The organism is Streptomyces milbemycinicus (genome assembly GCF_002154605.1).
Classification (GTDB): Bacteria; Actinomycetota; Actinomycetes; order Streptomycetales; family Streptomycetaceae; genus Streptomyces; species Streptomyces milbemycinicus.
The window spans coordinates 1-6,959 of record NZ_MUNE01000505.1; the positions used below are offsets into that span (position 1 = coordinate 1).

Annotated in this window: 5 protein-coding genes and 1 pseudogene; all 6 read right to left on the reverse strand. The window is 73.2% G+C overall.

What is annotated here, in order from left to right:
* Nucleotides 1-529 (reverse strand): annotated as a pseudogene (locus CCN51_RS54555) (SpoIIE family protein phosphatase); the annotation flags it as partial.
* Nucleotides 530-586: 57 nt separating this feature from the next.
* The gene (locus tag CCN51_RS35765) at nucleotides 587-1,249 is read right to left on the reverse strand and encodes a class I SAM-dependent DNA methyltransferase (RefSeq protein WP_055414198.1); all 663 of its coding nucleotides are present in this window, start codon (nucleotides 1,247-1,249) and stop codon (nucleotides 587-589) included.
* Nucleotides 1,250-1,567: 318 nt separating this feature from the next.
* Nucleotides 1,568-2,269, reverse strand: a complete 702-nt coding sequence (fomD, locus tag CCN51_RS35770; RefSeq protein ID WP_014176763.1) for a cytidylyl-2-hydroxypropylphosphonate hydrolase — start codon at nucleotides 2,267-2,269, stop codon at nucleotides 1,568-1,570.
* A 57-nt stretch (nucleotides 2,270-2,326) separates the two neighbouring features.
* Nucleotides 2,327-3,733, reverse strand: coding sequence for a class II fumarate hydratase (locus CCN51_RS35775; RefSeq protein WP_014176762.1), 1,407 nt, complete (start codon nucleotides 3,731-3,733; stop codon nucleotides 2,327-2,329).
* Between the two features lie 81 nt (nucleotides 3,734-3,814).
* Nucleotides 3,815-5,947: a bifunctional polysaccharide deacetylase/glycosyltransferase family 2 protein gene (locus CCN51_RS35780; protein WP_014176761.1), complete on the reverse strand. Its 2,133-nt coding sequence runs from the start codon at nucleotides 5,945-5,947 to the stop codon at nucleotides 3,815-3,817.
* A 113-nt stretch (nucleotides 5,948-6,060) separates the two neighbouring features.
* On the reverse strand, nucleotides 6,061-6,453 hold the full coding sequence (locus tag CCN51_RS35785; RefSeq protein ID WP_043486897.1) for a hypothetical protein: 393 nt from the start codon (nucleotides 6,451-6,453) through the stop codon (nucleotides 6,061-6,063).
* Nucleotides 6,454-6,959 lie beyond the last annotated feature (506 nt).

Below are 6,959 nucleotides of genomic sequence, written 5' to 3' on the forward strand. Positions count from 1 at the left end.
AGATGTGTGTAGGGGACGGCCGCCCCGCCGTACCGCCACCGCGCTGCCCGCCCGCCGTGGATCCGCCGCGCCGGCCTGCCGTACCGCCACTGCCCTGCCCGCCGGTACCGCCACCGCGCTGCCCGGCCGTTCCGTCACCGCGCTGCCCGGCGGTGCCGCCGCGCTGTCCGCCCGCCGCGCCCGAGCCGCGCTGTGCGGCCCCCTGGCCGCGGCTCCGCCGCCGGCCCGTGGCCGGCTGCTCCTCGGGCGTGGCCTGGCCGCGCGGGCGGACAGCGCCCGGCTCGGCGGCCCCGGGGCCCGGGTCAGCGGCCGGGCCCTGGCCGGAGGCAGGGCCGCTCGCCGGTCCGGCCGCGGGAAATGCAGGGCGTGGCCGCCCGCCGTCCGGCTCCTGGCCGGGGGCGGCGGCCCGTCGCACGGCGGTCCGCGGGTCCGGGACCGCGCCGTGCGCGTCCTCGGGCGCGGACGCGCCCGAGGCGGCGGCTGGGCTGGTGGCCTGCCGCTCATTGTGGGAGGTGGGGTGCTCCGTCACGCGTGGGTTTCCATCCGTCCGGGGCCATGCGCCCTGTTCCTCCGGGCGCACCGAGTGTCAGACACGTCGTCGGCAGTGCAGATAGAGCTGGATCTCGGGTGGTACGTCGATGCTGGCCGGGGCGTACGAGTGCGAGTCCTCCCCGGTGATCTCGAAGCCCGCGTCCCGTACGACCCGCCGCAGTTCTTCCCGCAGGTAACCGGATACCCGCACCGAGTTGCCCAGGAACGGGATCGCGAAGTCGTCCACGTCCGCCTCGACCATGGCCAGGGCCAGCAGGCCCCCGGGTCTCAGCAGCCCGCGCAGCGCCCGCAGCGCGTACGGGATCTCCGGGCGGGGCAGCATCAGCAGCGAGAAGAAGGCGACGACGGCGTCGAACTCGCCCAGTTCCCGTGATCCGCCCGGCCCGTAGCGGCCGCCGGAGCGCAGGTCGACGATGTCCACCTGCTGGAAGGTGGCGGTCGGGACGTTGCTCCGGGCCAGTTTGAGCATGCCCGGGGAGATGTCGATGCCGACCAGTTCGTGTCCGGCGTCGACGAGCTGACGGCCCGTGGGCAGGCCCGTGCCGCAGCCGACGTCGAGCACCCGGGAGCCGGGCGCGAGGGCGTCGGCCAGCCATCGGCCGGCCGCGAGCTGGCCGTCCTTGTGCGGGAACGCCTCGTCGTAGCGGTCGCCGATCGCGTCGAAGGCCTCCGCCTGTCCGCTGCGGTCCAGCGCCAGGCGGTCGAAGTCCTCGAACCCCTCGTAGTCGTCGGCGTACTCGTCGCCGTCGCCGTCCGCCCGGTCAGTGCCGCCTGTGCCTTGTGGGCCTTCTGCGCCTTCTGGGCTTTCCGTCACCGTCACCGGCCCCCCGTCTCCCGCCGCGCCGTGGACGTGCCGGCCTCCCTCACCGCTCACGCCTCCGCCCCCTCCTGTGACCGCGTCAGATGTCACGCCTCATTCGTGAGTTGCGCCGCTGTCTGGTTTCCACGAGTTTTCACGAGTGCAGTCTTCCGGACGACGATCCTACGTTTGAAACACAGGGGCGCAGCAAGAGGTTCAGGACCTCGAGTGCGCCGACGTGCGATACCGGCCGGTACGGTGCCAGTCGGCCGGCAGCGCGGGGACGGTCCACGCCGGGTCCGGACGCCAGTCCTCCCAGCCCTCCCGGAACGGCGCTCCCCAGGATTCGATGAGACCGACGGCGGCCCGGCCCGCGGCCCGTGCGCGCTCGGCCTGCTCGGGGGTCATCAGGCCGACGCGCTGGGCCTGCGCGAACTCGTCCTCGTCCTTCCATTCCCAGCTGCGGTCCGGGTAGACCGCGATGTCCAGGAAGTGGTCCTCCGAGTCGATGCCGCCGCTCCAGCGCAGCCGCGGCTCCTCCAGGTTCACGTACCAGTTCTTGAACCGCCAGTCGTGCTCCCAGAACAGCCACACCGACCACGGCTCACCGGGCCGGGCGAGCTTGAGGACGCCGGTGCCCAGCCAGGTGGAGAGCGCGGTGGTGCGCGGTTTGGTGTAGCGGGTGGACAGCGGCTCGTGGTGGACCGAGGTGCCGTCGGTGAGCTGCGGTTTGACGCAGGCGGTGCCGGGCGCCAGCCAGACGGCGAGCAGTTCGGCGGTGTCCTGGACGACGGTCACGGGGCGACAGATGTGAATGCTCTCGGCGGCATTGGCGCGGTAGCGCCACAGGATGTGGTCTCCCGGCGCCCATCGAGCGGTGTCCGCCGTCCCCGTCGTCTCCACGATGTCCGCTGTCATGAGCAGATCTTAGGTGGGCCGACCGCACCACGCCGTGACCGGTACCGCAACACCGCGTTACGGGTGGGTCATCCGCAACACGTCCAGCGCCTCGTCCAGCTGCTCCAGGGTCAGCAGCCCGCGCTCCACATACCCCGACTCCAGGACCACCTCGCGGATGGTCTTCCGCTCGGCCAGCGACTTCTTGGCGACCTTCGCGGCCTCCTCGTAGCCGATGTAGCGGTTGAGGGGGGTGACGACGGAGGGGGAGGACTCCGCGTACTCGCGGGCGCGCTCCACGTTGGCGGTGATCCCGTCGACCGTACGGTCCGCCAGCAGCCGGGAGGCGGCGGCGAGCAGCCGGACGGACTCCAGCAGGTTCTTGGCGATGACCGGGAGCATCACATTGAGCTCGAAGTTCCCGGCCGCCCCGGCCCAGGCCACGGTCGCGTCATTGCCGGTGACCTGGGCGGCGACCATCAGCACCGCCTCGGGGATCACCGGGTTGACCTTCCCCGGCATGATCGAGGAGCCCGGCTGGAGATCGGGCAGGGCGATCTCGGCGAGCCCGGTGCGCGGCCCGGAGGACATCCAGCGCAGATCGTTGGCGATCTTGGTGAGGGAGACCGCGAGGGTACGCAGCTGACCGGAGGTCTCCACCAGACCGTCGCGCGCGCCCTGCGCCTCGAAGTGGTTACGGGCCTCGGTGAGCGGCAGCCCGGTGGCGCGGGCCAGCTCGGCGATGACGGCGGCGGAGAAGCCCGGCGGGGTGTTGATACCGGTGCCCACGGCCGTGCCGCCCAGCGGCAGTTCCGCCAGCCGCGGCAGCGCGGCGCGCAGCCGCTCGACCCCGTAGCGGACCTGGGCGGCGTATCCGCCGAACTCCTGGCCCAGCGTCACCGGCGTCGCGTCCATCAGATGCGTACGGCCCGCCTTGACGACATCCGCGAACTGAGCCGCCTTGCGCTCCAGCGCCGCCGCGAGGTGGTCCAGCGCCGGGATCAGGTCGGCGGTGACGGCCGCGGTGGCCGCGATGTGGATCGAGGAGGGGAAGACGTCATTCGACGACTGGCTGGCGTTGACGTGGTCGTTGGGGTGGACGTCGCGGCCCAGGCGCTCGCTCGCGAGGGTGGCGAGCACCTCGTTCATGTTCATGTTGGAGGAGGTGCCCGAGCCGGTCTGGAAGACGTCGACGGGGAAGTGCTCGTCCCAGCGGCCCTCGGCGACCTGCGCCGCCGCGTCCGCGATCGCCTCCGCGACGTCGGCGTCGACCACGCCCAGCGACGCGTTGACCGTGGCGGCCGCGGCCTTGATCCGCGCCAGCGCCTCGATATGCGCACGCTCCAGACGCTGCCCGCTGACGGGGAAGTTCTCCACCGCCCGCTGGGTCTGGGCGCGCCACTTGGCGTGCTCCGGGACCCGCACCTCACCCATGGAATCGTGCTCGATGCGGTACTTCTCGCCGGACAACTTCTCGTCGGACATGACGGGCCCACCTCCACTCACCACAGCGCCCGCCGCGCCCGGCCTGTTCCCGCTCCAGGGCAGGTGATCGGGTGAGCCGGGTCACCGTACGGCCTTGGGCTCCGGCGTACGGGGGGTGTCCACCTCACCGGTGCGGCGCAGCTTCTGCCACGGCAGCAGGGCGCCGGTCGCCGCGGTGACACACGAGTGCAGCAGCACCAGATACATCAGCTGCCGGTAGGCGATCTGCTGCAGCGGCAGCGCCAGCAGCGGGCCGTACCGCTCGCCGTCCAGCCGGAAGGCGTACGCCGCGCCGAGCAGCTGCGCCAGCATCAGCGCCGACCACGCCAGCAGCGCCCTGCCGGGGTCGATGAAGACCGCTCCGTACAGCGTGAACAGATCGATCAGCGGCGCGCACAGCGGCGCGACCACCTGGAAGAGGACCACCAGCGGCATCCCGACCCGGCCGAAGCGCCCCGAGGGGCCGTGGTCGACCAGTGAGCGGCGGTGCTTCCACAGCGCCTGCATGGTGCCGTAGCTCCAGCGGTAGCGCTGCCGCCACAGCTGGCCCAGCGTGCCGGGCGCCTCGGTCCAGGCGCAGGCGCTGTCCTGGTAGACGACGCGCCAGCCGGCCCGGTGCAGGGCGATCGTGATGTCGGTGTCCTCGGCCAGGGTGTCGGCGCTCATACCGCCCACGTCCAGCAGCGCGCGGCGGCGGAAGGCGCCGATCGCGCCGGGGATGGTGGGCATGCAGCGCAGCAGGTCGTACATCCGCCGGTCGAGGTTGAAGCCCATCACGTACTCGATGTGCTGCCAGGCTCCGATCAGACCGGCGCGGTTGCCGACCTTGGCGTTGCCCGCGACCGCGCCGACGCCCGGGTCGGCGAAGGGGCGGACCAGCTCGCATACGGTGCCGGGTTCGAAGACGGTGTCGCCGTCCATCATCACGATCAGGTCGAAGCGGGCCTCGGCGATACCGCGGTTGAGGGCCGCGGCCTTGCCCGCGTTCTCCTGGCGCAGCACCCGTACGTTCGGCAGGCCGAGGGCCTGGACGATATCGGCGGTGCCGTCGGTCGAACCGTCGTCCACGACCAGGATCTCGATCGGATGGGTGCTGGCGGCCAGCGAGTTCACCGTGTTGGCGATGCACTCCTTCTCGTTGTACGCGGGCACGATCACGCTCACCGGCTCGTCCACCGCCCGGCCCCAGGTGAAGCGCCGCAGGTCGCGGGCGCGCCGGTGCCACCAGGCCAGCACCACCATCATCAGCAGCCGGGCGAGCACCGCCAGGCCCACCACGGCCAGCAGCCAGGCCAGCCCCGGCATGGCGAACTGGGTGACCGCCGCCGCCCAGATCAGGGCCCGGCCCTGCCAGACGCGCGCCCCGTCGGCCGGATGGACGGCGGCCTCGGCGCCGAGCGCCCCGGTGACTGTGGTGAAGGTGTAGCCCTTCGCCTTCATCCGCTCGATGTACGTCCCCAGCGCACGGACGGTCCGCGAGCGGTCGCCGCCCGCGTCGTGGAAGAGCACGGCGGCGCCCTTCCCGGCCTTCGGGGTGGCGTTGCGGACGATCCGCTCGACGGCCGGGCGCTGCCAGTCCCGGCTGTCGACGTCGATGAACGCGCTGATGTAGCCCCGGTCGCCCAGATACCGCTGGACCGGCCAGGTCCGGTCGTCGAGCGCGCCGAGGGTGGAGGCGTACGGGGCGCGGAAGAGCGAGCTGCTGATACCGGCCGCACCGGCCAGGGCCAGCTGGGACTGCGCCAGCTCGCGGTCCACCCGGTCGCGGTCCTGGTAGGCGAGGTCGGCGTGGGTGAAGGTGTGCACGCCGATCTCATGGCCGTCGGCCCGGATCCGGCGCACCAGGGAGGGGTTGCGGACCACCATCTGGCCGAGCACGAAGAAGGTGCCCGGCACATCGTGTCGGCGCAGCACCCTCAGGACCTCCGGCGTCCAGCGGGGGTCCGGGCCGTCGTCGAAGGTCAGCGCGATGGTCCGGGCCGGGATGCGGTGGCCGGTGGGCCTGCCGTGGTCGTCGAAGGTGAGCACCGGGCCGCCGGTGCGGACCCGGTGGGGGACGTCGTGGGCGTGGTACGAGCGGTGCACCCGGGCGTCGTTGCCGACCTCGGCATGCAGATAGCCGTCCAGCAGCATCCCGCAGACCACCGCGACCAGCGTGGCCACGCCGAGCATGATGCGCAGCCGGGGGACGGCGTGCCGCCCGGCGGCGGCCATCCGGGACACCGTGTCCCGGGACACCCGTCGGGAGCGGGGCTGCGGCTGGGGCGGGGGCACGGCCGGGTGCCTGCGGCGGCGCGGGCGCGGCAGCCTTGGCTGCCTGCCGCCGCTCATCGCGCCCCGGCCTCCGTCCGGCGGTCGGCGTACCGGTCGGCTCCGGCCTTGGCTGAAGGCTTACGGGTCGAGGGCTTACCGGGCGAGTGCTTACGGGGCGAGGGGTGGCCGCGCCGGGTGTCCTTCGCGTCCCGGCCGGCCGAGTCGACGGCGGCGCCGGGGCCGGCGCCGGGAGCCAGGGTGTCGGGGGCGACGGCGGTGCCGCCCGAGAAGCCCGTTCCCAGGAGGGCCGTGTATCCGATGACCGCGGCCCCCGCGACCATGCCCGCGTGCCGCAACAGGCGGGCGCGGCGCCCGGAGAGGTCCACGAACACGGGCCCCGCCGTGGCGTCGTCCGCGGCGAGGGGACGCGCCGGCGTGCGCTCGGCCACGTCTGACTGAGGGTCCATGAGCCAGAGGCTAATGCAGCAAATAGGATTTTCCGCATATAGGTAAACAGTGCGGTGTGTCATAGTCCGTGACGGTTCGTTGGATGTGCGAGCTTTGAAGGGCGGCCGAAGCGCCGCCGCCGCCGAAGCGCCGCGCCCGGCTGCCCGTACCGGAAGGAGAGCACGTCGCGTGAGGGCCATCTCCACCCCGCGCCTGGGCGGCTGCACCATGCTCGCCGCGGCGGTCTGCGCCGCCGTCGCCGTCCGGGCCGGCGGCGAGCGCCCGCCCCTGCGGCTCACGCCCCCGACCGCGCGCCCGCCCATCCACTCACCCGCGCCCCCACCCGCGCCTCCGGTGGCCCGGCCTGACGTCCCGTTGACGCCGTACGTCAGCGCCCGGTCGGCCAGCGCTCCTGCCGTAACCGGCCGCCCAGGCGCTGACGTACTGCGTCCCCGGGACGTCAGGCCGGGCCACCGGTTGCGCGGGCGGGGGCGCGGGTGAGTGGATGGGCGGGCGCGCGGGCGGG